The sequence below is a fragment of the Faecalibacterium prausnitzii genome, from assembly GCF_019967995.1.
Lineage (GTDB): Bacteria > Bacillota > Clostridia > Oscillospirales > Ruminococcaceae > Faecalibacterium > Faecalibacterium prausnitzii_E.
This window is the reverse complement of the sequence record NZ_CP065377.1, coordinates 2,229,704-2,253,095: the sequence shown is the minus strand read 5'-3', so window position 1 is coordinate 2,253,095 and position 23,392 is coordinate 2,229,704. Positions and strand designations below refer to the sequence as shown.

The window sequence follows — 23,392 nt, the reverse complement described above, 5'->3', positions numbered from 1 at the left end:
GCTCCTTTGTTTTTTATTTGATTCTATCATAACCGTTTTGGCCGGATTTTACAAGAGGGAAAGCAGTTGCGGCCTGCTTCTTATCACAAGATCTGGAATTGTCAAGAGGGAAGAAGCCCCGAAGTTCCGTCCGGTTTTTTGTGGAAACAGCGAATAGCGCCCGGCGGCGGGAAGTGCTACAATAGGACACAGCGTGTGCACGGCACACCCAAGATGAAACAAAGGAGAGCTGCGGCTTTATGGAACAACTTTATCTGATGCCCGGACAGGAACGCTGTGAAAAATTCCGAGATCCCAATGGGGTGCCCAAAGTCCGCTACTCCTACTGCTCGCTCCACGGTGCATTGTTCCACTGTGTCAGCCGCAGCGTGGAGGAGGCCCAGCGCCTGTGCGAGGACTGGCTCGTCGGGCAGGACCGCTGCTACCGCAACTGAAGAGCAAAAACGGACGCCCGGAGCGCACGATCTGCACTCCGGGCGTTCTTCTGCGTTCAGCCGATGATCTCGTATTGGAAGTATTCGCACTTGATCTTGCTGCCGACCTCGATCTCCGGCGGCAGGAGCGCCAGCGCAACGGGGTTCAGCTCGTCGCTGGCGATGTCGGTGCGGCGCAGGTTGACGTAATCGCCGTCAAAGCTGACGACCTCATAATACCAGGGGCCCATAGACCATCCCCCTTTCATTTTTCTTTTATCATAAGGGACCGGGCCGGTTTTGTCAACGATGTTTTTGCTTGACAAATGGGGAACATTCTACTATACTTATACTCACGACAATGCGCCATCGCCAAGCGGTAAGGCAGGGGACTTTGACTCCCCCATCGTAGGTTCGACTCCTGCTGGCGCAACTGAAGACCGTCTGCTGAAGGAAACGTTCGGCAGGCGGTCTTTGTGTTTGCAGCTGCTTCCGGGGCGGCGGAACATTTTGCAGGCAGAGGCGCTGTGCTGCGGAAAAACAGGGCATTGCGGGAGGGCTGCGCTCGGTGTTTGTGCGGTGTTTCGTTTTGAGGATGGCCGAAGCTATGCTGGAAGTTGGTTGGGATGACCCAAAAATAATGGGAAAAATATCGTATTTTTTATCCGAAATCTTCTTTTTTTCCGGGAATGCTTGACAAGAAAGTGCTTTTTGCCATAATAGATTTATAAGAAAAATTCTTTGCAAGAAGATCAATCCTGGAGGTAGAAAAACGATGCCGATCAGTTTGAACAAGGTCAACGCGGAGGCGTATGCAAAGGTTGCCGCTGCGTTGGAACAAAACGGAAAAGCAGCAGTGGAACATGCCACCGGCACGGGCAAGAGCTGCATTGCATGGCAGCTCATCGCGGACCATCCGCAGGCGTCGTTCATCTGGCTGGTGTACGGTGCGGCGCGGCTGACCCTGCGCAGGGAGGATGTCCGCCGCTACAACGACGGTGTGCTGCCGGAGAACCTCATCTTCTGCGACTGCGGTGTGCTGGCCGAGGCGTCGGCCGAGGAGTGGGTCCGGCTGGCCTCACGCAAGCCGGATTACCTGATCTTCGACTGCTACCATGAAGTGACGGCGGCCTGCTGGGCAAAATCGGCCCAGCGGCTGCTCCGTCTGTGCCCGGAGGCAAAGCTGCTGGGCCTGACAGTGCCCAACAGCACCGACCAGAAATGCCAGGCGGCTGCGGAACTCTTCGAGGGGACGGTCGTCTCCCGGATGACGGTCGGCGAGGGAATGGCGCTGGGCACCCTGCCGGTGCCGTCGAACTACGCCGCGATGCTCTGGCCGCAGGAAGGGCAGATGAACCTGCTCCGTGCCCGGATCAAGAACCTGCACCTGCCCGCGCAGACCAACGCGCTGAGCGCACAATACGATGAGATCAACTGGTCGGTGCGGCAGGCCGAGAACCCCATCGCCCTGATGCCCCGCGTCCTGACCGACACTCAGGGCCGCTATCTGGCCATCTTTGAGTCGGAGGACTACCTCGACGAGGTGCAGGAGCAGCTGGAAGAGTTCCTCCGCACCGTGGATTCGAATGCTCATTTCTACCGTGCCGAGTGCGACTGCCTGCGCGACGCCGAGGCGGTGAAACGGTTCTGCACCTCCACCGAAACGGGGCCGAAGGTGCTGTTCTGCGTCAACTCGCCGGGCGTCCAGCAGCCCATTGAGGGGCTGGCGGGTGCCATTCTGGTCCGCGAGACCGGCGAGGCAGGCCGGTTCCGCCAGATGCTCTGCCGGGCGTTGGTGGCCTGCGGCCGCAAGCCCATCCCGGTGTTCGACTTGACCGCCCGGTTCGACGGTCTGGGCAATGGCCGTGTGTTGCAAAAGGAATGCACCACCGCCATGCTCCGCGCAGGCAGCGAGCACCCCGGCTTCCAGCAGCAGAAGCCCATGCGCCAGAGCTACCACCTGTATTGCCGCCTGAAAAAGGAACTGGAAGCCCGGTGGGAGGCTTTTTATGCAGCGGCGGCGGCTGTGGCCGCAGAGCGGGGTGATTTACAACTGCCCTATAACTATCTGACCGAGGACGGCCTGCCTCTGGGCCGCTGGCTGGAAACGCAGCGCCAGGTCCGGGCCGGGCAGAAGCCGGGCCGTCTGGATGCAGACCGCATCGCCCGGCTGGACAAGCTGAACATCGGCTGGAAGCAGCGCTCGGAGCTGGCCTGGGAAAAGGCCTTTGCCTCGGCGCAGAAGTACCGCGACGACCACGGCGACCTGCTGGTGCCGGTGCGCTACCGCGACCGCAGCGGCTTTGCCCTGGGTGAGTGGATCGTCTATAACCGTCAGCGCTACGTCAGCGGCAACCTGAGCCGCGCCCGCATCGAGCGGCTGGAGAGCATCGGTATGGTGTGGAACGCTTCCACCGACCTGTGGGAGCAGAGCTACGCCGCAGCCGCCCGCTATTATCTCGAACACAAAGACCTCGAAGCACCCATCAAGTACGTTACGCCGGATGGCTTCGCGCTGGGCGTCTGGCTCAGCAGCCAGCGCAGCGCCTATAAGAACGGCGAGCTGACCCCGGAGCAGGTCGAGCGGCTGGAAGCCATCGGCATCAACTGGGTCAACCGGAATGTCCGCAAGTGGCAGGAGAACTTCGAGGCCGCTAAGCGGTACGCTGAGCAGTTCGGGGATCTGGAAGTGCCCTCCAATTATGTCACACCGGACGGCATCCTGCTGGGCAAATGGATCGCCCGCCAGCGCTACGCCTGGCAGAACCCGGACAATTCCAGCGCCCGCGTCACGCCGGAACGCAAGGCCCAGCTGGACGAGATCGGGATGGTCTGGGACAAATACGACCCCTGGCGGGAGCGCTTCGAGCTGGCCCAGAAGTATCGGGCAGAGCACGGAGATCTGGAGATCCCGCTGAATTATAAGACCGAGAACGGCATCTGGCTGGGCAGCTGGCTCTACCGCCAGCGCCAGTACCGCCGCACTGGCGACCCGCGCCTGGGTGAGGTGCATCGCCGCGAGCTGGACGAGCTGCTCAAGGACGAAAAGCCCCACAAGCAGAGTGCGGCACCCTCCGGCAAGGAGAGCCTGCGGGAGAAGAACTGGGAGCACAACTTTGAGGAAGCCGCCCGGTACGCCGAGGAGCACGGCAACCTGCTGGTGCCCTCCAATTACGTCACGGCCGGTGGGTTCCGGCTGGGCGTCTGGATGTCGAACCTCCGCGCGGCCCGCAAGACCCGGCCCGACTCCTTCCAGGTAACGCCGGAGCATGTGAAACGGCTGGACGGCATCGGCATGGAGTGGGACGCCCGCATAGCCAAGTGGGACCTGGCCTATGAACATGCAGCGGCCTATGCCAAGGCCAACGGCGACCTGCTGCCGTCGGCCACCTACCGCAGCGAAGACGGCTTCGGTCTGGGCGACTGGGTCCGCCGGATGCGCACGGCCCGCGCGGAAAATGACCCGAAGCTGACCGAGGACCGCATCCGCCGTCTGGATGCCATCGGCATGAAGTGGTAAACCATCAAAGCAAAAATACCGTGTCCCCACGCCGGGGACACGGTATTTTTGCTTGCGGGAAGATCAGAGTGCATCCAGTTCCGTTTGCAGCTGGGCCAGCGCAGTGCGGATGGGCAGGTGCTGGGGGCAGACGGCCTCGCACTTGCCACAGCGGACGCAGTGGCTGGCCTTTTCGGCATCCGGGAAGCGGGCGGTCCACTGGTGCCGGACGGCGTCCGGCTGGCCGAACATCCCCAGCCGGTTCCAGATGCTGAAGTTGTCCGGGATGTCCACGCCCATGGGGCAGGGCATACAGTACCGGCAGCCCGTGCAGCCGATCTTGATGCGGCTGTGCAGGATGCGGGCCGTCTCGGCCACAGCGGCATTTTCCGCTGTGTTCAGGGGGCGGAAGGGTGCAAAGGTGGAAAGGTTGTCGGCCAGCTGCTCCTCGGCGCTCATGCCGGAGAGGATCAGGTGGACGTTTTTGTGGCTGCCCACCCAGCGCAGCGCCCAGGAAGCCGCACTGGCGGCGGGGTCGAGGGCGGTCAGCGGCGCCGCGGCGTCCGGCGGAAGGCTGGCCAGTGTGCCGCCCTTGATGGGCTCCATGATGATGAGCGGGATGCCCAGTTCTTCGGTCAGCGCATAGCCGCGGTCGCCCGCGATCTCCTCGGCGCGGTCGTCGGTGTCAAGGTAGTTGTATTGCAGCTGGCAGAAATCCCAGGGCTGGTCCCGCAGGATATGTTCCAGCCCGTCCGCGTTGTCGTGGCAGGAGAAGCCGAAGTTCCGGATGCGCCCGGCCTTCTTCTCCTCCCAGAGCCAGTCCACGATGCCCAGCGCCTTGGCCTTGTCGTACCGTGCCCGGTGCAGGGAGTGGAGCAGGTAGAAATCAATGGTGTCCACACCCAGCCGCTCGAACTGACTGCGGTAGATCTGCTGGGCTTTTTCCAGCGAATCGCACTGCCACAGGGGCAGTTTGGTGGCCAGATAAAAGCTCTCGCGGGGCCATTTTGCGAGGACCCGCCCCACAAACGGCTCGCTCTCGCCGCCGTGGTAGGGGTAGGCGGTGTCAAAGTAGTTGACGCCCGCGTCCCGCGCGGTGTTCAGCAGGGCTTCGGCCCGCACTTCGTCGATGCGGCCGTCCGGCAGGGTGGGCAGGCGCATGCAGCCGTAGCCCAGCAGGGAGGTGGTGATGTCGGCTTTCTTCCAATGACGCTGTTCCATCGAACGCTCTCCTTTTCTTCAGTGCTTCCGCTTTTTCCGATCGTCCCAGGCAAAATAGCTGGTGTAGGATACGAAGACCACGAGCGAAAGCAGCGTGACAGGCTTGCCCAGCTGGATGCCGTCCGGCTGGTAGACAAAATCAAGGGTGTTTTCCCCGGCGGGGCAGAGCACCGCCATCAGGCCCTCGTCCACCCGCAGGATGTCGGTCTCCTTGCCGTTGACCGTGGCCGTGAAGCCGTCGTCGTAAGGCACCGAGAAGAAGACGAGGTTCGGGGCGTCCAGCGTGATCTCAGCGTGGAAGCCGGAATTGGTCATCTGGAACACCGAACAGGCCGAGGCCCGGCGGTCGGCGCAATCCTGCACGTAGCGGTCGTAGGTCAGGTCGTTCAGCTCAGCGGCGGGCAGCGGCTGCAAATACTGGCTGTATGCGGCGGCATCCGCATCGGAGAGCACCAGCGCCCGCATCAGCAGATTGGAGCGGGTGACCGTCACGGTGGACTCGTAATCGTCCTCGGTGAGATAGTAGTCGTAGGTGAAGCCCATGGGGACGTAGTTGGTGTTTTCATAGAGGGTGTAGCCATCCAGCGTGTCGTAATAGGCCCAGCCCTCATCGGCCTCTTCGAGGAAGTCGGCCTGCCGGTCGGGCTTGGTGATGAGGTACTTCACGCTCAGCAGGCCCCGCAGCGCATAGTTGGAAAGCTCCGGCTGGCTGCGGACGTCCCGCTTGACGCCCAGCGCCGGGTAAAAGCTGAGGATGCTGGGGGCGGCGGTGCTGCCGAAGTATTGCAGGCAGCTCTTGTCCAGCCAGAGGCCGAGGTTGTCGTGGGTCTTGTAAGTGTCGATGCGCCAGTCGCCCTCCGGCAGGTCTTCCTTCAGGGCCAGGGCGCTGGTGTACTCTTCCACCAGGTCGCTGTCGGTGTTCCACTGGCCGAACTTGCCGATGCCGATGTGGGTGATGCCGAACAGGCAGCTGAATGCCAGCACTGCCGCCAGCATCCGCTGGGGCAGGCGCTTGTCGGCCCGCCACCGCTGCGCGACCCAGCGGTAGACCAGCAGCCCGATGAGGGCAAAGCCGAACACGGCGGCGTACTGGCCGGGATTTTGCAGGACGCCCAGCGACCATTCTTTGGTGCTGGCATCCTGCACCGGCACCAGCGCAAAGGCCAGCGTGGCAATGACGAGCCCACTGATGTTCCGGGCCGGGCGGTCCAGCTCGACGGCGGGGTCTTCCAGTGCGTTGACGGTCATGGCGGCCAGGATGAGCACCGGCATATAGAACCACCGGGCGTAGTAGCTGGAATTGAGGGCGTAGAAGGCGCTGTTCAGCACCGGCACCAGCGCAAAGACAGCGCAGGTGGCAACGATCCGCTTTTTGCTGTCGCCTTGCCGGGCGCGCCAGTAAGCCAGAGCACCGGCCAGACTGCACAGGGGCAGATAGGCGGTCATGCTCGTCCACTTGATGACGCCCTCAGACCAGATGGAGGTCATATAGGGTGAGTCGGGCGGCAGGATCCAGCTCAGCAGGATGGCAAGGTACTGCTGGGGCTTTGCGTAGGTCAGAAAGCCCCAGCCGGAGGACAGGTCGATGGTGCGTGGGTTCTGCAACAGCGAGAGGACCGCAGGCCAGAGGATGACGGCCCCCAGCCCCACACCGAGGAGGCTTTCAAAGGCCAGATGGACGAACAGCCGGGGCGTGAGCTTGAAATCCCCCGCGCTGACTTTACAGATGAAGTAGAGGAGCAGGAAGAGCACTTGCCCCACAAAGAAGAAGTAGTTGTTCAGCAGGTTGACGCCGACCCAGAACGCGAACAGCCCGTGCCGCCCATGGTAGACGGCCTCGTCCAGCGCCCAGAGCATCCACGGGAAGAGGGCCAGCACATCAATGAAGTGGTTGAAGAAGATGTTGTAGAGCCCCCAGCCGGAAAAGGCATAGAGCACCGCGCCCAGCACGGCATAGTTCTGGTCTTTCACGTAGCGGCGCAGATACAGATACGCGCCGCCGCCCGCCACGGCGAACTTGAGCACCAGCAGCGGGACCATGAGATAGGGGAGCCACCGCTGGGGGAAGAGCAGCGAGAACCAGAAGAACGGCGAGCCGTACAGGTAGAAGGAATAGGCGTTCAGCGCCCCGCTGCCCAGGTCGGTGGCCCAGGAGAAGGTGTTGCGGACACTGCCTGCGCCGTCCGGGTAGCCCAGCCCCTTGAGGAAGCCGTTCATGTAGCGGTAAAAACTGATCTGCTGGCTGTTGAAATCACCGGCGTAGTGGAAAAAGCCGCCGTCCAGAAGATAGAACGGCAGGAAGATCAGCGCCGCCGTCAGCGCACACAGGCAGACCGTGAGCAGGAATTTGTTCTGTTTTTGCCCCAGAAGCCGGGGGCTGTGAGATGAAGTCATGGCAGAGAACCTCTTGTTTCAAAAAAATCCGGATCGTCCGGGAAAATCAGGGGAATGGGACCTCGCGTTCGTCGTCCGGGTCAAGCCCCGCTTTGCGCTGCTGGTCGAACACGGCCTCGATGAGGCGGTCGATGTCTTCCAGATGAGTCAGCTCGCAGCAGTACCGCCGCAGGGAGGCCGCGCCCTTCAGCCCTTTCATGTAGTGCATGGTCTGGGCGCGGGCTTGGGGCATAGCGACGAATTCGCCCTTCTGCTCCACCATTTCCTCCACCTGACGGCGGAGGGCGTTCATCCGGGCCTGCAGATTCGGCTCTTTGGGGGCCGGGGTGCCCTCCAGTGCGGCGTTCACCCGCTCGAACAGCCACGGGTCGCCCAGGGCTGCGCGGGCGATCATCACACCGTCGCAGCCGGTCTCTTTGACCAGAGCGACGGCGTCTTCAGCCGAATGGATGTCGCCGTTGCCCAGCACCGGCACATGCACGGCAGATTTTACGCGGGCGATGATCTCCGGGTCGATGCCGGGGGTGTACATCTGCTCCCGCGTCCGGGCGTGTACTGCGATGAGGGCCGCACCGGCCTGTTCGCATGCCTTGGCGCACTCGACTGCGGTGACGTGATCGGCGTCCCAGCCTTTGCGCATCTTGACCGTGACGGGCCGGGAGGTGTGCGCCACTACCTGCTCGACGATCCTGCCGCAGAGGTCGGGGTCCAGCATCAGTTTGCTGCCGGCACCGCCGGAGACGATCTTCGGGGCTGGGCAGCCCATGTTGATGTCCAGAAAGTCGAAAGCGTATTCCTCGATGGCAGCGGCTGCTTCGCCCATGATCTGGGGCACTTCGCCGAAGATCTGGACGCCGTAGGGGGCGCCGTTGGGTTCGGCCTTGAGCAGGCTGACGGTTTTGTGGTCGTGGTAGACCAGCGCCCGGCTGGATACCATCTCACTGACTGTGAAACCGGCCCCGTGCTGCGCCATCAGGCGGCGGCAGGGCGCATCGGTGAAGCCTGCCATGGGGCCGAACACGGCCCGGTGGGGCAGGGGGATGTGTTGGATCTTCAAAGGTTCCATTGTGCTCCTCTTCTGCTTGACAAAACGATAAAAAATTACTATACTACAAATAGAGAAAGACGCTGGCTGCAAAATGGTCAGCTCCTCCTCGGCTCAGGTGTCAAAAAGAATGACCGCTTGCTTTGTGAGGGCAGAGGCGGTCATTTCTTTTTGCTGTTGGAAATCGTCCATGTAATCTGAAACGTCACAAAAACTGCACCGCCAATCACGGCGAGCAGCTGAAGCACTTCACTCAGCGTCATAGAACATCCCCCCTTCCGCGTTTGCGTCAGGGGAAGCAAAGAAGAACGCGTTCCCCCCAACGCTTCGCCGGGGAGAAGAGCGTGACCACCTGCATTTGCAGACAGCGCCTGTCAGCCAGATGGCTGCAAAAACAGTATATCATAAATGAAAGCACAGTACAAGCACTGTGCTTTTTGTTTTAGCTCTGTTGTTTTGCGCCGATCCTTGCCAGCAGCGCGGCCAGCGCAAGGCCGGCGGGGGCGCTGATCCAGGTGGACAGCCAGAAGCCCGAAAAGCCGATGCGGGGCACCAGCAGAACGCAGGCGGCCAGATTCAGCCCGATCTGCCCCAGGTTCGAGGCCAGATACAGCCCCATCTTCTGGGCACCGCGCAGCCGGGCCTCGCACAGATGCTTCTGCGCGGTGAACACATACGAGATGCCCTCAAAGGCCAGCATGGTGGAGCCGTAGGCGGCGGCAGAAGCGTCGGTGGTGAAGAGCCGAAGCAGCGGGCCGTTCAGCCCGATGCAGAGCGCTGCCACCAGCAGCGAGTAGAAAAACAGGATGCGCCGCCCCTCCCGCAGGCCGGTATGCACCCGGCCCGGCTGCTGGGCAGTGGTGTTCTGGGCGATGAAAAAGACGATGGACTGCACGAAACCGTACACCGGCATCATCAGCAGGCTGGAGAGCTTGCCCGCGCAGGAAAAACCCGCGATGGCCGCGACGCCCAGCCCGCCCAGAAGCCCCTGTTTGACCGTCGTGATGATGGTGCCGCTGGCCTGCTGCAGGGAGTTGGGGGCGGAAAGGCGGAAGATGTCCTTCGCGTAGCTTGCCTTGAGCATCTCCCGGCGGAAGGGCAGGCTCAGTTCGGTCTTGCGCAGGTGGGCCAGCATGTACCCCGCTCCGGCGATCTGCGCGGCAGCGGTAGCACCGGCCGCACCGGCGACCCCGAAGGGGCCAACGAGCGCCAGGTCCAGCACGATGTTCATCACGCTGGTGGCGACTACGGCCCGGAGCGGTGTTTTCGAGTCTCCGCAGCCCATGATGCACTCTTTGGTCAGGTCATAGAGCATCAGAAAGGGGAGGCCGACCAGATACACCCGCCCATAGAGCACCGCCTCAGCCAGGATCTCCTCCGGCGTCCGGATGAGCCGGAGCAGGGCGGGCAGGGTGAAAAAGCCCAGTGCGGTCAGGCCCAGCGCCAGCACAAGATCGACGAACAGCAGGTTGTAGAGCAGCTCGGCCATCTCCTGCCGGGTGGCCGTGGGCCGGCCTGCTGCCACCAGCAGGCCGCCGCCAAGCTCCATGCCGCCGGAGATGAACAGAAAGAGCATCAGGATGGTGGAAGCATTGGAGACCGCCGCCAGCGCGTCGGCATCCAGCCGCAGACCGATGATCATAGTATCGGCCACCGAATAGAACTGGGTGGCCACCATGCTCAGGATGATGGGCAGGGCATACCGCAGCAGCGCCGGACGCACCGGCCCATGCAGCAGGGTATTTTCGGTCGGATTCGTGAAGAACACCTTCTTTCGGAAAATTATAATGTACACAGTGTACGTTGTTTCACAAAAGAAGTCAAGAAAAGTCAAGGAAACGAAAACCGGATTCATCTGAATCATTGCACAGATGAAAAATTCCCTCTTGACTTTACACGAATAAAGTGTATAATGCAATCAAACCGATGAGGCGGAAGAGAACCTGCACAGCGCATCTGCTAGAGAGCCCGGAGGATGGAAACGGGCGAGAGCGGGGCAGGACTTCGTGGGCCGCCGAGGGCCGGGCAAACGAGAGCCAGTGCTTTTCAGTAGCTTGGGACGGAAGCCTCCGTTACAGGGCAGGGGAGTGTTGGCTCTCCGTGAGGGGCTCTGCAGCCAGAAGCTGGCTTGGGCAGAGCAAACAAGGTGGCACCGCAGAATCGTATTTTCGATCCTGTCCTTGTGGATGAACACACAGGGACGGGATCTTTTGTTACCATGAAAAGGCCCGTTCCGCAAGTGGAGCGGGTCTTTTTTACTGCCGCCCGCTCCAGGGAAGGAGCAACCGCTATGAAAACCATGAACAGGATCTCCCGCCGCAATTTCCTCAAGGCCGCTCTGGGCGCTGCCGCTGTCTCTGCATTCAGCCTGACCGGCTGCGGCGGCTCGGCCTCGTCCGCTGCCTCCGGCACCGCCTCCAGCGCTGCCGCGTCGTCGGCAGAAGCGGGCCAGACCTTCAAGGTGGGCATCGTCAACTATGTGGACCATGCCTCTCTGAACCAGATCGTCGCCTCCGTTGAGAGCCGTCTGGATGAGGTGGGCAGGGAAAAGGGCGTGACCTTTGATTATGCCGACTACTACGCCAACGCGCAGGCCGACCAGACCAACCTGAACCAGATCGGTGCCGACCTTGTGGCCGATGACGTGGACGTCATCGTGGCCGTGGCTACCCCCACCGCCGCCACCATGCTGGCTTCGGTCGAGGATACCGGCATCCCTGTTGTCTACTCTGCGGTCACCGACCCGGTCTCTGCCGGTTTTGACGGCGAGGAGAACATCACCGGCACTTCCGATGCCCTGAACACCGACGCCATCATGAACCTCATCCTGGCCGTCGACCCGGATATTGACACCATCGGCCTGCTGTACGACATGAGCCAGGATGCTTCCACCCAGGCCATCGCAGATGCCAAGGCATTCTGCGACAGCAAGGGCATCCAGTACATTGAAAAGAACGGCACCACCACCGCCGAAGTTCAGATGGCGGCCGAAGCCCTCGTTGCAGCCGGGGTCAAGGCCGTGTTCACCCCGACCGACAACACCGTGATGACCGCGGAGCTGGCCATCTACGAGACCTTTACCGATGCCGGGATCCTGCACTTCACTGGTGCCGACAGCTTCGCGCTGAACGGTGCATTCGTGGGCTACGGCGTCGATTACGTCCAGCTGGGCGAGGCCACCGCAGACATGGTGGTCGAGCTGCTCTGCGAGGGCAAGACCACCGCCGACCTGCCTTACCAGACCTTTGACAACGGCATTGTGACCATCAATACAGAGACGGCCGCAGCATTGGGCATGGATGATAAGACTTTGGACATGATCAAGGAAGCCTTCAAGCCCTACTGCACCGAGATCGTGCAAGTGACCACGCAGGAGAACTTCTGAAATGATAAATCGGTAACAGCCGGACACAAAGGGTAGGTTATCCGTTTGTGCAACCTCTCCGTCATTGCTTTGCAATGCCACCTCTCCTTGTAGGAGAGGCCCTGGCGAAGAGAGAACGTTTTTCGCTTTGCCAAGGGCTCCCCTACCAGGGGAGCTGTCGAACGAAGTGAGACGGAGAGGTTGTAGGAAGGAGAGCCTGCCCTTTGGGAGGATACATACATTCTAACTAAAGGAGTACACACCATGCTGGCGAGTATCTTTTCGCTCAACGTGATCCAGACCGCGCTGGAATTGGGCTGCATCTACGCCCTCGTTGCGCTGGCTCTGTTCTTGAGCTATTCCATCCTGAACATTGCAGACCTGTCCACCGACGGCTGCTTCACGCTGGGCTGCGCGGTGGCCTGCCAGGTCGCACTGACCGGCCACCCTTTTCTGGCCCTGCTGGCGGCGATGGCGGCTGGCGTGTGCTCCGGTTTCATCACAGCCTTTTTGCAGACCCGCCTCGGCGTCGAGAGCATCATGGCGGGCATCATCGTGAACACCGGCCTTTATACCATCAATCTGGCGGTCATGGGCTTTTCGTCCACGCTGTCGCTGGTCAAGACGGACACAGTCTTCTCGCTGGCCAAAACAGCGCTGGCCTTTACGGGCGGCTGGTATAAGCTGGTGCTGGCCGTGGTGGTCATCGCGCTGGCCGGTGCCGGGATGGTGGGATTTCTGGGCACCCGGCTGGGCCTGTCCATCCGGGCGACCGGCGACAACGCCGCCATGGTGCGGGCGTCCAGCATCAATCCGGCCTTTACCATCACGGTGGGCCTGTGCATCTCCGGTGCGCTGACGGCCCTGTCCGGCGGTCTGCTGGCCCAGTACCAGAAGAGCTGCGATATCAACGTGGGCACCGGCATGGTGACCATCGCACTGGCCTCCCTCATCATCGGGGAAACACTGGTGGGCAAGCGCACCATGGTGCGCCGGGTGCTGGGCGTCGTGTTCGGCAGCTGTCTGTACCGCTTCATTGTGGCGGTGGCCCTGCGCTTCAATGTCCCGGCGGCCGCCATGAAGCTGGTGTCGGCCCTCATCGTGGCCATTGCCATCTCGATGCCGGCCATCCAGAACCGCCTGGCCTTTGAAAAGCGGAAGCACGCAGCCCAGAAGAAGGAGGTGGTCTGAGATGGAAATGCTGGAACTGAACGACCTGCACAAGACCTTCAACCCCGGCACGGTCAATGAAAAGGTGGCCCTGAACGGCGTCAGCCTCCGGATGGAAGCAGGCGACTTCGCCACCATCGTCGGCTCGAACGGTGCAGGCAAATCCACCCTGTTCAACGCCATTACGGGCGGCTTCATCGCCGACGAGGGCAGCATCACGCTGGGCGGGCAGGACATCACCTTCACCCCGGAATTTGAGCGCAGCCGGGTCATCGGACACCTCTTCCAGGACCCGCTCAAGGGCACCGCCCCGAACATGACCATCGAAGAGAATCTGGCGCTGGCCTACCTCCGCGCTGGCACGGCCCCCCACGCCATCTTCTCCCGCATCTCCCGGAAGGATAAGGCCCTGTTCCGCGAAAAGCTGGCTCTGCTGGATATGGGGCTGGAAGACCGGATGAAGCAGCCGGTGGGCCTGCTCTCCGGCGGACAGCGTCAGGCGCTGACGCTGCTGATGGCGACCCTCGTCACCCCGAAACTGCTCCTGCTCGATGAGCACACCGCCGCGCTGGACCCCGCCACCGCCGAAAAGGTGCTGGAACTGACCCAGAGCATCGTGGCGGAAAAGAAGATCACCTGCCTGATGGTCACCCACAACATGCACCAGGCACTGGAACTGGGCAACCGCACCCTGATGATGGATGCGGGCCGCGTCGTCTTCGACGTCAAGGGCGAGGAGCGCAGCCGGATGACCGTGGACGACCTGCTCGAAAAGTTCCGTGAAAACGCGGGCAAGGCCCTCGACAATGACCGCATCCTGCTCAGCAAGGTGGAAGCGAACAACTGAAAAGAAACTCAAAATGCCTTGTCTGGACCCGAAACCGTGTCAGACAGGGTGTTTTTGATACAACAAGGAGAAAACGAGATGAAAATAACGATCCGTACCCCGCAAATGCAGGATTATGACCGATTTTCTGCTATTATGGATCAGGTGCAGCAGATGCATGTCGAGTGGCGGCCGGATGTCTACAAACCGGCTAGTCCGTTGATTACAAAAGGGTTGTTTGCTGAGCTCCTGAAAGGGGACAGCTGGTATATTGCCGAGACGGACGGCATCGTTGTTGGTGTTCTGGAAGTCTTCAAGCGCCATGTGGAAGGCCCGGCGCAGGTAACAAAGGATGTTTTGTTCGTCAGTACCATGGCGGTGGAGGAAGCGTACAGGGGCAAAGGCATCGGCCACCAGTTCTTTGAAAAAGTGAAGCAGCTCAAGGCGGAAAAGGGATGTGACACCATCGAGCTGCAGGTGAACGCCAGAAATAAAAAGGCGTATGAGATGTACCGGAACTACGGCTTTACGGAAAAGTCCATCAATATGGAACTGAAATAAGCAACAAAAAGAGCAGAGCGTTCCAGCCAGCTGGCTGGAACGCTCTGCTCTTTTTATTAATGCAATATACTGAAAACTCAGAACTTACTTCACATACTCAACGGTGTACTCGAAGCCATACTCTTCCTGCAGCTTCTTGACGGCAGGCTCGCAGTCCTCGATGAAGCTGGGTGCATAGACGGAAGCACCGTTGTGGTCCTTCTTGTAGTCCTCGACGATCTGCTGCAGCTTTGCCCAGCCCTCGTTGGCCTTGGCCTGATCGACGGTGTCGGGGAAGTTGATGATAAATTCGCGGTGCTGCGGAATACGAGCTTTCATAAGTGATATCTCCTTATAACAGTTTGGATTTTCAAAGTTGATCTATACAGAAGCTGATGTAAACTTCAGCTTTTGCAGGTGAAATGATGGGGTGCAACCTCTCCGTCACCTTCGGTGACACCTCTCCTGGTAGGAGAGGCCTTGGCATTGCGAAAACTTCATCTCTTCGCAATGACTGAGAGGTTATACGACGTTAAACTTTACAACTGGTAGACCCGCCTTGCATTCTCAGTGGTCTGCCGGAACACTTCCTCAGTGGAAACTCCCTTGACCTGTGCGATGGATTCGCCCACATAGCGGATGAGCGAGCTGTCGCAGCGGGTGCCACGCACAGGCTCCGGGGCCATGTAGGGGCAGTCCGTTTCCAGAACGAGCTGTTCCAGCGGCAGGGCCGCGATGGCTTTGGCAGCCCGTTTGGCCCCCTTGAAGGTGCAGGCCCCGCCGAAGCCGAAATAGAGTCCCTGCTTTGCCAGCCAGAGCGCATCGTCGGCACTGCCGGAATAGCAGTGCACGATGCCCTTGGGCTGGTAGCGTTTCAGCAGAGCGTAGACGTCGGCGTGGGCGTTGCGATCGTGTACGATGATGGGCTTGTCCAGCTCCAGCGCCAGCCGGATCTCGGCCTCAAACAGGGCCAGCTGAGCGTCCTTTGGCACCGGCCAGTGATAGTCCAGCCCGCATTCGCCCACGGCCACCACCTTCGGGTCGTCGTAGTAAGGGGCCAGCGCCCGCATCTCTGCGGCCCAGTCGCCGCCGTAGACCGACACCGTGGGGGCCGGGCCGTCCGCGCCGCAGTCCTCCGGGGCCAGCAGGCTTTCCGGATGGATGCCGATGGCGGCCACGACCCACGGATACCGGTGGGCCAGCTCCAGCACACGGGGGGCATCCCCGGAGTGGGTGGCCTGCTCGCAGACGCCGACCACGCCCTTTGCGGGCAGGCTGTCCAGCAGGGCGAAGCGGTCGGCATCGAAGGCATGGGCGCTGTAATGGGCGTGGGTGTCAAAGATGGGGCCGGTCATAGCTTCTCCTTCTGGGCAGGGGCCTTGTTTACCAGCCAGATGCCCACGCACACGAACAGCAGCGCCGCCAGATACTGCCAGCGGAACAGCGGTTCGCCGTTGAGCACCGCACTGAGCAGCACATTGACCACCGGATTGACGAAACCAAAGATCGCGATGCGGCTGACCGGGTTGTTTTTCATCAGCAGCGCCCACAGGATATAGCCTGCGCCGCAGATGAAGGCAAGATACAGCATGACCAGCACCGCCAGCGCACTTTGTACATGCAGCCGACCGCCCATAACGGTGCCCAGCACAAACAGCGCCAGACCGCCCACAAACAGGTTCAGAAAGCAGACGGCAAAGCTATCAGCCTTTTTGGTGACCGACTTGTTCCACGGGCCGGACAGGGTAAAGATGACGGTGGCTGCCATCATGCAGAACACGCCCCAGCCGCTGCCGCTGCCATGGTTGCCGATGGTGCCGATGAGCACACCTGCAAATCCGATGGCGCAGCCCAGGGTCTTGGCGGGGGTCATGCGGTCCGCATTGCCGTAAATAAAGTGGGCAAAGATGACGCCTAAAAAACTCTGGGTGCTGTTCAGGATGCCGCCAAAGGCACCGGTGAGCATAGCCACGGCGATGTAGTAGAACGCATACTGCGCGGTGGTCTGCCACAGACCCAACGCACAACACTCTGCTGCCACCTTGCCCCGGGGGAAATGCGGCGCATGTCCCTGCAGCAGGATGCTGCCCAGCAGCACCAGCACACTGCCCAGCATGAACCGCACTCCCGCAAAGCAGAAGATGGAAGCCGTGTTAGCGGGGTCGATGGAGAACAGCCGGTAGCCCAGTTTTATGAACGGAAAGGCCGAGCCCCACAGGACATTGCAGAGGATCGCCAGCAGCACAGCGCACACGGGCGTGCCAAAGATCTTATCCAGCTTTGTGGCGCGGACAGCAGAATTGATAGACATGATCTTCCTTTCTTAGTGGATGCGGGAACCCACGGGGGTGTCCTCGCCGTAGAAGGCGATGGAGCAACCGCCGTCAGCGGTGTCGGCAGCAAAGATCATGCCCTCGCTGACATACTTGTTCTTCATCATCGGGCGGGGGGCCAGGTTGGCCACGATGCCGATCTTCTTGCCGATGAGGTCTTCCGGCTTGAACCACTTGGCAATGCCGGACAGGATGCAGCGCTCGCGCTCGCCGTCAAAGACGGTCAGATGGAGCAGCTTCTTGCTCTCCTTCAGGTTCTCGCAGGCGCGGACCTCGGCCACGCGCAACTCCACCTTGCAGAAGTCATCGAATGCGATCTCCGGCTCGTGGGTGAAGTCCACGCCGCTCTCCTCCGCAGCAGCGGGGGCGTTCTTGGCGGCTTCGGCCTCGGCTTTGGCCTTGTTGGCAGCCTCGGCAGCGGCCTTGCGCTTCTCGTCCTCTTCCTTTAGGTGGGCGATCTCCTTGGCCACGTCGATGCGGGGGAAGAGCGCGTCGCCCTTGTGGACGGTGTAGGTCTCCTGTGCGCCGTAGACGGTCTTGCTCAGGTCGAGCGCAGAAGCGTCCAGACCCAGCTGATCCATCATCTTGGGGGCAGTGGAAGGCAGGTAAGCGTTCAGCAGGATGCCGGTCACGCGCAGTGCCTCGCACAGGTGATAGAGCACACTCTCCAGGCGCTCCTTGTTGGCCTCGTCCTTGGCCAATGCCCAGGGCGCAGTCTCGTCGATGTATTTGTTGGCGCGCTGGATGACGGCGAAAATCTCCATCAGCGCCTGCGGGATGGTCAGGTTGTCCATGTCGGCGGTGACTTTGGCGGTCAGGCCGTTGATCAGGCCTTCCAGCTCCACATCGATGGCCTCGGTGCCCGCCACATTGCGGACGGTGCCGCCGAAATACTTTTCGCACATGGCGACGGTGCGGCTGAGCAGGTTGCCCAGGTCGTTGGCCAGGTCGCTGTTGATGCGGTTGATGAGGGCCTCGTTGGTGAACATGCCGTCGTTGCCGAACGGGATTTCACGCAGCAGGAAGTAGCGGATGGCGTCCACGCCGTAGCGGTTGCAGAGGATGACGGGGTCCACGACATTGCCCACCGACTTGGACATCTTGCCGCCGTTCATCAGCAGCCAGCCGTGGCCGAAGACGCGTTTGGGCAGCGGCAGATCCAGAGCCATCAGCATGGCGGGCCACAGGATGGTGTGGAAGCGCAAGATCTCCTTGCCGACCATGTGCAGGTCAGCCGGCCAGAACTTGTCGTAATCGTGGTAGGTCTCGTTGCCGTAGCCCAGCGCGGAGATATAGTTGCTCAGTGCATCGACCCAGACGTACATGGTGTGCTTGGGGTCGAAGGGGACAGGGATGCCCCACTTGACGGAGGTGCGGGAGACGCAGGTATCCTGCAGGCCCTGCTTGATGAAGGCGATCATCTCGTTCTTGCGGCTCTCCGGCTGGATGAACTGGGGGTTCTCCTCGTAGAGCTTCAGCAAGCGGTCGGCATACTTGCTGGTCTTGAAGAAATAGGCTTCCTCGTGGGCATCGTAGACCTCACGGCCGCAGTCGGGGCACTTGCCGTCCACGAGCTGACTGTCGGTCCAGAAGCTCTCGCAGGGCTTGCAGTAGTGGCCGATGTACTCGCCCTTGTAGATGTCGCCCTGCTCATACAGTTTGGTGAAGATCTTCTGGCAGGACTCCATGTGGTAGTCGTCGGTGGTGCGGATGAAGCGGTCGTAGCTGACATCCAGCAGCTTCCACAGGTCTTTGACGGTGGCGACGATCTTGTCAACGTACTCCTTGGGGGTCACGCCGGCATCTGCGGCCTTATCCTGGATCTTCTGGCCGTGCTCGTCGGTGCCGGTCAGGAACATGACGTCATAGCCCTGCATCCGCTTGAAGCGCGCCAGCGCATCGCAGGCCACGGTGGTGTAGCTGTGGCCGATGTGCAGCTTATCGCTGGGGTAGTAGATGGGGGTGGTGATGTAAAATGTCTTGTGCTCACTCATGGGGATATGCTCTTCCTTTCTATCGTGGCTGTGTCACAAAAAAGCTCCCGCCCTGCCGGATATGCCGGACAAGGACGGGAGCTGAACTTCCGTGGTACCACCTTGCTTCGCCGCGCTCTTGCGAGCGGGGCCTTGTGGGCTGGTGCCTGACCAGCCCACGCGCAGTAACGGGCGCACCCGTCGCAGGCTCAATCTTCACCTGCGCGGCTCGGAGGCCATCTTCTGCCCAGCGCTGCCTGCCCGTTTCCATCCTTCGGGCTTTCTGTCAGGTGCCTGCTGTGCATACTCTTCTCGTCAAAGCCAGTTTGTGTGTGTCAAAGGGGCATAAAATCCCCTTTGACATTATAATACGCAAAAAAGGCGGGTTTGTCAATGAGAAACGCTCAAATCATCCGCGCGGCGAACAGGCTTTGATCCATGCGCTGGAAGAAAACGTAGTGGTAATGCGTGCCGGTATAGTCGGCGGGGCAGGCGGGAACGGCGGAACGATCCCATGACAGGCCGGTGGATGCGGCATAACTGTTATCCGACAGCAGGAAGAATGCCTCGAAGCCGGAAGAGTCATCGCCCTGCACATCCAGAATGTACCACTGGCCGTCGATCTTTACGGTGTTCCACTGGTGGCTTGGATTGGAAGCCGCCGCGTCCGCATGAACGTAGCAGCATTCCACTCCGATGGAGTCGCAGAGAGCTTTCATGGCGCGGGCATAGCCGGAACACTGCGCCTGCCGGTAGACCAGCGCACCCCACGCCGTGTTGGCACGGTTCTTCGACCAGTCGGGGGCATAGGAGCAGAACTGGATGAGGTAGTCCCGCGCAGCCATGACCTTATCAATGTCGCTCATGGAAGAAAGCGGCAGGCTGGAAGCAAAGCGGCTGACGACACCGGCCACCTGATCAAGTTCAGTCTGGTTCAGCTTGGGGCCGTAGACCGTTCCCGGTGTATAGTTCCCGGCAGGGTAACCATTGCCCATCTGGGCCTGTACCGTGGCGCTGGCCGCATTCATAAAAGCGATGTCCTCGGTGAGGATGTTGTTGATCTCGGTCAGCGTGCCGGCATCCAGCGTGGCAAGATTCCCCTTTGCGGAGCCGGTGGCGTAGAGGTTATCCAACACAAGGTCAACACCGTCGTAGTAGGCGCGGACAGAATCTGAAACATTCTGTGTACCCAGCATGACCAGATAGGACTCGTGCAGGTCGGCGAAGTTGTTGTAAGCGTCGATCAGTGTCCGGTAGCTGGCCAGGACCGTATCGCCGGTGACACCAGCGGCCTGAACCGAAAGCGGACAAAGACAAAGGAGCATTGCAAGGAAAAGAGCTGTAACATTCCGAAGTGCTTTATTCATAATGCCATCCTCATTTCGTGCTATGGCCGCATCTCCGGGAGGATGCAGCTGGTGTAAGCATGTTAGACCTCGTAATCCAGGCAAACTCGGTTCTTGTAATAAGGCCGCACTTTGCTGTTAGCCACGGCGACATGGGCCGGATGGGTGGAGTAGCCCTTGAGTGCCTCGGCGGTCTCGAAGGTGGTGTCCAGCATCAGATCGGCGTTGGAAGAGGGGAGCGCGTCGATGTTGACGCGGATGTCCACCAGACCGGGGATCTGACCGGCCAGCCCTTCCAGTCCCTCTTTGATGCCTGCCTTGACGGCGGCTTTTTCGGTGTCGGAAAGCTCATCCTTGAGCTGCCACAGAATCACATGCTTGACCATAAGAAAAATCCTCCTGCGTTTTTCTCCATTGTAGCAGAGAACGGCAGAAGGAGCAAGAAAAATTTTGGAATGGAACCAGAGCAGAACGATTCAATCGGCGCTATGGTTCCAACTCTCATAGGCAACGAGATAAAGAAGATCGCCCCCGATGGCAACACCGAAGAGGATGCGGTAGACCAGCGATGTGACAGGTGTGAAGGCCAGGATCAGAAAGGCGAGAGCATTGAGCATGTAGAATACGCCGTTCTTTTTCTGCCAGAACGCGCGGTACTCAGGGTCGCGGACGTACTGGTTGAAGGGGAGTTTGATGAGCGGGTCCTTGCCCTGAAAATCCCGGATGCCGGAGATGAACCAGATCACGGCCAGCACAATGTTGAACAGGGTGGAAGACGAGAAGAACGAATCCATACGATACACCTCCATCTTTTTCCACAAGTATAACATAGGGGGGTGAAAAAGCAAGGACGGGATTCAACCCGGAACGGAACATTCTGCCCGGAAAATGTGCGAAGGAACAAATAAAAAACCAGCCGGACGAGGCGGTTGCAAGCCCTCGTCCGGCTGGATACTTACTTCTTCGGAGTCATAAGCCTCTTCTCCTTGGATTTCCTCATTTTCGGAGTAAACGCTTCATAGGGTGACTCTCCTTAGAAACGATCAGAAACTGGGAATCTGGTTCAAGGGGACCTGGTTACTCGTGTACATTGGACTGACCCTTCTCTTAACTGTTGGATTGCGGTAGTGAGATCATGAAGATGAATTTCATATTACCACATTCTTTCGAGTTAGATTTGCCGGGGATTCCATTGCTTAGTACATTGGAGTTGCTCCTTTTTGGTCATTCAAATATTCTCGTCCGCGCAAAAGCTTTCATCATGGGGATCACCTCATGCGGATCTATTTGAATCGCCAGGGGATTTATACTCGACAGACTGTTCTGTTTTCGCGTGATTGATGCTCAAGACCGGCTCGTTGTTGTGTTTTTATACGGGGGAAACATCCCATTTGTGGTGAGCCTCTGTTTTGCCTCTCAGCGAATCCCGACAGTCTGTCCGAACTGTGCGGGTTCCATATCGACCATCGGTCTCGCTCCTTTCTGCTTCAAGTCAGCGGGGTTAGCTCTCGTTTGAGCTTCTGCTGTACTTCTCTGGTTTCTGGCTTTATTATACACGACAAAGGCGGAGTTGTCTATTCGCAGAGTGTACAACAAATGAGGCGTATTTTTGCACCAAAAATCCAAAAAACTGGGATACATCAACTGCACCAAAATGTGGCGCTGAACACGGGCGGCGTGACCAACGCTGCCTTCCCCATGGCGCTGTGCTGGCAGATGTTCTACTGCGGCCTGCTGAGCCGTGCCATCTTCCGCCTGCTGTTCCGCCGGGGCGAAAAGCAGTGAACGGCTATATTAAATCTGTATTACAATTATATAAGATCCGTATCACAGCCGCGTTTGGGGGGGCTGCATCGCAGCCGGTCTGCCTATATAAATTTGATATACCGGATATACAAATAGTGAATAATGTGCCGATTTTGCCCCGTTTTTGACGCGGAAAACGAAGCGAAAGGAAGAGAATCCACTCGGAAATTGTGCAATTGGCATAAGACAAGACCGGAAATTTGCACAAAATACACAACACTTCTTCGGCCGTTGTGAAATGGAGTATAACAAAACGTAGAATGTTAGGCCGGGGGCTACAAAATTCGGCACAATCGTGCTATGATACGTCACGTAAAAAGCGCCGGGCAAGGCGTGAGCGAAGGAGGATGTGGGACGAGGACGTCTCGGCCTCCTGCTTTTTTTCGCGCATTGCAGCACTTTTTTGGAAAAACGATAACAAGGAAAGGAGATAGAGCAAAAGAATGAATGCGTTGACTGCTGCTTTGAAAGAAGAGCTGAACGTGGAGATGGTCTCGGTGTTCGGGCTGCAGATCCCGGAATCCGTGGTCGTCAGCTGGGGCATCATGGTGTTTCTGGTGCTCGGTTCGATCCTGCTGACGCGGAATCTGCGGGTCGATCACATCACCAGGCGCCAGGCCATCCTGGAAACGGTCGTGACTCTTCTCAACGATTTCTTCGTCGGGCTGCTGGGTGAGAACGGCAAACGGTATGTGCCGTATCTGATGAGTGTGGCGCTGTATATCGCGTGCTCCAACCTCATTGGTGTGTTCGGCATCAAGCCTCCCACGAAGGATCTGAACGTCACCGCAGCTCTGGCCCTGATGAGCATCGTGCTCATCGAATACTCCGGCATCCACGCGCGCGGCGGGAAAGGCTTCCTCAAGAGTCTGGCGGCTCCTACGCCGATCATGACGCCCATGAATATCCTGGAGATCGCCATCCGGCCCACCAGCCTGTGTATGCGACTGTTCGGCAATGTGCTGGGCGCGTTCGTCATCATGGAGCTGATCAAGCTCGTGGTGCCGGTGTTCGTCCCCGCAGTGTTCAGCCTGTATTTTGACCTGTTCGATGGTCTGATCCAGACGTATGTGTTTGTGTTCCTGACCTCCCTCTTTATGAAGGAGAGCCTGGGAGACGAAGAGTAACCTCTCAGTCTGCTGCGCAGACAGCTCTCCTGGCATTGCGGAGCAGGGACGGAGAAGTCGTACAAAAGAAAAACGATAAAAAGATAGGAGATTTTATTATGAACGGACTCGTAGCTCTGGGCGCTGGCATCGCAGCGCTGACTGGTATTGGCGGCGGCATCGGCATCGGCATTGCGACCGGTAAGGCAACGGAGGCCATCAGCCGCCAGCCCGAAGCATCCGGCAAGATCCAGACCAACCTGCTGCTGGGCGCTGCTCTGGCAGAAGGTACTGCAATTTTCGGCTTCGTCGTTGCACTGCTGATCATCCTGTTCCTGGGTTGATAACGGAGGCAT

Annotated in this window: 21 protein-coding genes, 1 tRNA gene and 1 other annotated feature; of the genes, 10 read left to right on the top strand and 12 right to left on the bottom strand. The window is 59.5% G+C overall.

Translation table 11 applies throughout. The annotated features are described in order from the left end of the window. The first annotated feature begins 239 nt into the window (after nt 1-239). The gene (locus I5P96_RS11035; RefSeq protein ID WP_097792867.1) at nt 240-434 is read left to right on the top strand and encodes a DUF3873 family protein; all 195 of its coding nucleotides are present in this window, start codon (nt 240-242) and stop codon (nt 432-434) included. A 56-nt stretch (nt 435-490) separates the two neighbouring features. On the opposite strand, the gene I5P96_RS11030 is transcribed toward I5P96_RS11035, so the two are convergent. Beyond that, a complete protein-coding gene (locus I5P96_RS11030; protein WP_055189802.1) occupies nt 491-664 on the bottom strand; it encodes a hypothetical protein in 174 nt (57 codons plus the stop codon). A 111-nt stretch (nt 665-775) separates the two neighbouring features. On the opposite strand from I5P96_RS11030, the gene I5P96_RS11025 reads away from it, so the two are divergent. Then, nucleotides 776-846, top strand: a tRNA-Gln gene (locus I5P96_RS11025). Between the two features lie 342 nt (nt 847-1,188). Continuing rightward, on the top strand, nt 1,189-3,933 hold the full coding sequence (locus tag I5P96_RS11020; RefSeq protein ID WP_223382098.1) for a Helicase associated domain protein: 2,745 nt from the start codon (nt 1,189-1,191) through the stop codon (nt 3,931-3,933). Between the two features lie 63 nt (nt 3,934-3,996). Here the strand turns inward: I5P96_RS11020 and I5P96_RS11015 are convergent, their stop codons facing one another. The 4 genes from I5P96_RS11015 to I5P96_RS11000 all read right to left on the bottom strand — a co-directional run bounded on the left by I5P96_RS11015 (nt 3,997) and on the right by I5P96_RS11000 (nt 10,340). Then, entirely contained in the window at nt 3,997-5,133 is a 1,137-nt protein-coding gene (locus I5P96_RS11015; protein ID WP_223382096.1) for an aldo/keto reductase, read from the bottom strand. 18 nt (nt 5,134-5,151) lie between these two features. Then, nucleotides 5,152-7,527, bottom strand: coding sequence for a YfhO family protein (locus I5P96_RS11010; protein ID WP_223382094.1), 2,376 nt, complete (start codon nt 7,525-7,527; stop codon nt 5,152-5,154). Nucleotides 7,528-7,573: 46 nt separating this feature from the next. Continuing rightward, entirely contained in the window at nt 7,574-8,593 is a 1,020-nt protein-coding gene (gene dusB, locus I5P96_RS11005; protein ID WP_223382092.1) for a tRNA dihydrouridine synthase DusB, read from the bottom strand. A gap of 421 nt (nt 8,594-9,014) precedes the next feature. After that, entirely contained in the window at nt 9,015-10,340 is a 1,326-nt protein-coding gene (locus I5P96_RS11000) for an MATE family efflux transporter (protein ID WP_223382090.1), read from the bottom strand. Nucleotides 10,341-10,862: 522 nt separating this feature from the next. Here I5P96_RS11000 and I5P96_RS10995 point away from each other — a divergent pair. The 4 genes from I5P96_RS10995 (at nt 10,863) to I5P96_RS10980 (ending at nt 14,493) form a co-directional block, all read left to right on the top strand. Then, on the top strand, nt 10,863-11,957 hold the full coding sequence (locus I5P96_RS10995; protein ID WP_223382089.1) for an ABC transporter substrate-binding protein: 1,095 nt from the start codon (nt 10,863-10,865) through the stop codon (nt 11,955-11,957). A gap of 243 nt (nt 11,958-12,200) precedes the next feature. Continuing rightward, nucleotides 12,201-13,127, top strand: coding sequence for an ABC transporter permease (locus I5P96_RS10990; RefSeq protein WP_223382088.1), 927 nt, complete (start codon nt 12,201-12,203; stop codon nt 13,125-13,127). Nucleotides 13,128-13,134: 7 nt separating this feature from the next. Then, nucleotides 13,135-13,953: an ABC transporter ATP-binding protein gene (locus I5P96_RS10985; protein ID WP_302277326.1), complete on the top strand. Its 819-nt coding sequence runs from the start codon at nt 13,135-13,137 to the stop codon at nt 13,951-13,953. 78 nt (nt 13,954-14,031) lie between these two features. Further along, nucleotides 14,032-14,493: a GNAT family N-acetyltransferase gene (locus I5P96_RS10980; RefSeq protein WP_223382087.1), complete on the top strand. Its 462-nt coding sequence runs from the start codon at nt 14,032-14,034 to the stop codon at nt 14,491-14,493. Between the two features lie 84 nt (nt 14,494-14,577). Here the strand turns inward: I5P96_RS10980 and I5P96_RS10975 are convergent, their stop codons facing one another. The 7 genes from I5P96_RS10975 to I5P96_RS10945 form a co-directional block, all read right to left on the bottom strand. Further along, on the bottom strand, nt 14,578-14,811 hold the full coding sequence (locus I5P96_RS10975; protein WP_097792803.1) for a methylenetetrahydrofolate dehydrogenase: 234 nt from the start codon (nt 14,809-14,811) through the stop codon (nt 14,578-14,580). Between the two features lie 200 nt (nt 14,812-15,011). Beyond that, entirely contained in the window at nt 15,012-15,827 is an 816-nt protein-coding gene (locus I5P96_RS10970) for a TatD family hydrolase (RefSeq protein ID WP_223382086.1), read from the bottom strand. Further along, the gene (locus tag I5P96_RS10965; RefSeq protein WP_223382085.1) at nt 15,824-16,783 is read right to left on the bottom strand and encodes a DMT family transporter; all 960 of its coding nucleotides are present in this window, start codon (nt 16,781-16,783) and stop codon (nt 15,824-15,826) included. Before I5P96_RS10965 ends, I5P96_RS10970 begins: the two co-directional genes overlap by 4 nt. Before the next feature lie 12 nt (nt 16,784-16,795). Continuing rightward, nucleotides 16,796-18,799 (bottom strand): methionine--tRNA ligase, encoded by a 2,004-nt coding sequence (gene metG / locus I5P96_RS10960; RefSeq protein WP_263291102.1) that lies wholly within the window; start codon nt 18,797-18,799, stop codon nt 16,796-16,798. Between the two features lie 67 nt (nt 18,800-18,866). Beyond that, nucleotides 18,867-19,106 (bottom strand) — a binding site (T-box leader). A 76-nt stretch (nt 19,107-19,182) separates the two neighbouring features. Next, complete coding sequence (locus tag I5P96_RS10955) at nt 19,183-20,145, bottom strand: transglutaminase domain-containing protein (RefSeq protein WP_223382084.1); 963 nt, start codon at nt 20,143-20,145, stop codon at nt 19,183-19,185. A 62-nt stretch (nt 20,146-20,207) separates the two neighbouring features. After that, complete coding sequence (locus I5P96_RS10950; RefSeq protein WP_097792799.1) at nt 20,208-20,510, bottom strand: Dabb family protein; 303 nt, start codon at nt 20,508-20,510, stop codon at nt 20,208-20,210. Nucleotides 20,511-20,600: 90 nt separating this feature from the next. Further along, nucleotides 20,601-20,918, bottom strand: coding sequence for a hypothetical protein (locus I5P96_RS10945; protein WP_055189828.1), 318 nt, complete (start codon nt 20,916-20,918; stop codon nt 20,601-20,603). Between the two features lie 862 nt (nt 20,919-21,780). On the opposite strand from I5P96_RS10945, the gene I5P96_RS14220 reads away from it, so the two are divergent. The 3 genes from I5P96_RS14220 to atpE all read left to right on the top strand — a co-directional run bounded on the left by I5P96_RS14220 (nt 21,781) and on the right by atpE (nt 23,380). Then, on the top strand, nt 21,781-21,909 hold the full coding sequence (locus I5P96_RS14220; protein WP_263286843.1) for a hypothetical protein: 129 nt from the start codon (nt 21,781-21,783) through the stop codon (nt 21,907-21,909). A 464-nt stretch (nt 21,910-22,373) separates the two neighbouring features. Then, complete coding sequence (locus I5P96_RS10940) at nt 22,374-23,057, top strand: F0F1 ATP synthase subunit A (protein WP_187116947.1); 684 nt, start codon at nt 22,374-22,376, stop codon at nt 23,055-23,057. A gap of 98 nt (nt 23,058-23,155) precedes the next feature. Beyond that, nucleotides 23,156-23,380 (top strand): ATP synthase F0 subunit C, encoded by a 225-nt coding sequence (atpE, locus tag I5P96_RS10935; protein ID WP_015563599.1) that lies wholly within the window; start codon nt 23,156-23,158, stop codon nt 23,378-23,380. The last annotated feature ends 12 nt before the right edge of the window (nt 23,381-23,392 follow it).